The sequence below is a fragment of the Mesorhizobium sp. M7A.F.Ca.CA.004.06.1.1 genome (assembly GCF_003999135.1).
Classification (GTDB): Bacteria; Pseudomonadota; Alphaproteobacteria; order Rhizobiales; family Rhizobiaceae; genus Mesorhizobium.
The window spans coordinates 1-1782 of sequence record NZ_RZPQ01000987.1; the positions used below are offsets into that span (position 1 = coordinate 1).

The window sequence follows — 1782 nt, forward strand, 5'->3', positions numbered from 1 at the left end:
GCCGGCCCCCACTGCCAGCCCCTTCGCGACTAGGTCGTGCGACAGCGTGTCGAGCGCGGCCCTGGTTTCTGCCTTGATGCGGGCGATCTCGATCCGCGTCTCGGCCAGCGTGCGGCCGCGTATATGGGCGTTAAGGAAATTCGAGGCCTCGTGCAGTTGCGAGACGGTGATGCCGGCGGGCAGCTCGACGACGCGATTTTCGACGTCGCCATTCTGCGACACCAGCACTGCCAGCGCCTTGGTCGGTTCGAGCTGGATGAATTCGATGTGCTTCAGCGCCACCTCGTTCTTGGCGGCCAGCACCAGGCCGGCGCCGCGCGACATGCCCGACAGCATCTGGCTGGCCTCGGTCAGCATGTGTTCCAGCGTCGCGCCCGAGCCGGACGCCCGAACCTGTGCCTCGATGGCGCGGCGCTCCTCGTCGGAAAGATCGCCAAGCTCCATGAAGGCATCGACGAAGAAACGCAGGCCGGCCTGCGTCGGCAGCCGGCCGGCCGAAATGTGCGGCGCGTAGATCAGGCCGAGATGCTCGAGGTCGCTCATGACGTTGCGGATGGTGGCCGGCGACAGCGAAGACGGCAGGATGCGCGACAGGCTGCGCGAGCCCACGGGTTCGCCGTCCCTGAGGTAGGAATCGACGATGCGCCGGAAGATGTCGCGCGAACGCATGTCGAGCGACTGGAGCGCGGGCGACTGCGAAGCGGGATCGACTGCCTTGGTCATACGGCCAAAAACCTCCGGCCCAAGGATATAGACTTACACTGCACCCGCGCAACCCGGTGTCTGTGTGAGATCACCCGGTGTCTTTGTGAGATCACCCGGTGTCTGAGTCAGATCGTCGGGCCATTTTCCTTTGCGCCACGCGTCCCATGCGGTTACAAGCCGGCCAAGATTCCGAAAAATGACAAGAAAGCAGCCTGAATGCGCCCTTCCAAACGCCAATTCGACGAAATGCGTGCCATCTCCTTCGAGCGCGGCGTCTCCAAGCATGCCGAAGGCTCATGCCTGGTGAAGTTCGGCGACACTCATGTCCTGTGCACGGCCAGCCTCGAGGAAAAAGTGCCGGGCTGGATGCGCAATTCCGGCAAGGGCTGGGTGACGGCGGAATACGGCATGCTGCCGCGCTCGACCGGCGAGCGCATGCGCCGCGAGGCTTCGGCCGGCAAGCAGGGCGGCCGCACGCTCGAAATCCAGCGGCTGATCGGCCGCTCCCTGCGCGCCGTGGTCGACCTGCAGGCGCTGGGCGAGCAGCAGATCACCGTCGACTGCGACGTCATCCAGGCCGATGGTGGCACCCGCACCGCATCGATCACCGGCGGCTGGGTGGCGCTGTATGACTGCCTGCGCTGGATGGAAGCGCGCCAGATGGCCAGCGTCGCCAAGGTGCTGAAGGACCATGTCGCGGCGATCTCCTGCGGCATCCATGACGGCCAGCCGGTCATCGACCTCGACTATATCGAGGATTCTTCGGCCGGCACCGACGCCAATTTCGTCATGACCGGCAAGGGTGGCATCGTCGAGATCCAGGGCACCGCCGAGGGCGAGCCTTTCTCCGAGGAGCAGTTCGCGGACTTGATGGGCCTGGCCAAGAAAGGCATCCAGAGGTTGGTGAGTCTGCAGCAGATGGCGGTGGCTTAGTTTTTCGATGTCGAGTTTGAGCGCCCCCCTCTGGCCTGCCGGAGCCGGACGAGACCGGCACCACCTTCGAGGAGAACGCCTACATCAAGGCGCTCGCCGCCGCCAAGGCGACCGGCCTGCCGGCGCTGTCGGACGATTCCGGCC

Annotated in this window: 2 protein-coding genes and 1 pseudogene; 2 read left to right on the forward strand and 1 reads right to left on the reverse strand. The window is 65.2% G+C overall.

What is annotated here, in order from left to right:
- A partial coding sequence (hrcA, locus tag EN906_RS32995) for a heat-inducible transcriptional repressor HrcA (protein ID WP_127375714.1) occupies positions 1-723 on the reverse strand: 723 nt, incomplete at its 3' end.
- A gap of 198 nt (positions 724-921) precedes the next feature.
- Between hrcA and rph the strand changes: the two genes are divergently transcribed.
- Positions 922-1638 carry a ribonuclease PH gene (gene rph, locus EN906_RS33000; protein WP_056585385.1) on the forward strand — a complete coding sequence of 239 codons (717 nt, stop codon included), beginning with the start codon at positions 922-924 and terminating at the stop codon, positions 1636-1638.
- A 32-nt stretch (positions 1639-1670) separates the two neighbouring features.
- Positions 1671-1782: pseudogene (locus EN906_RS33005) on the forward strand (non-canonical purine NTP pyrophosphatase); the annotation flags it as partial.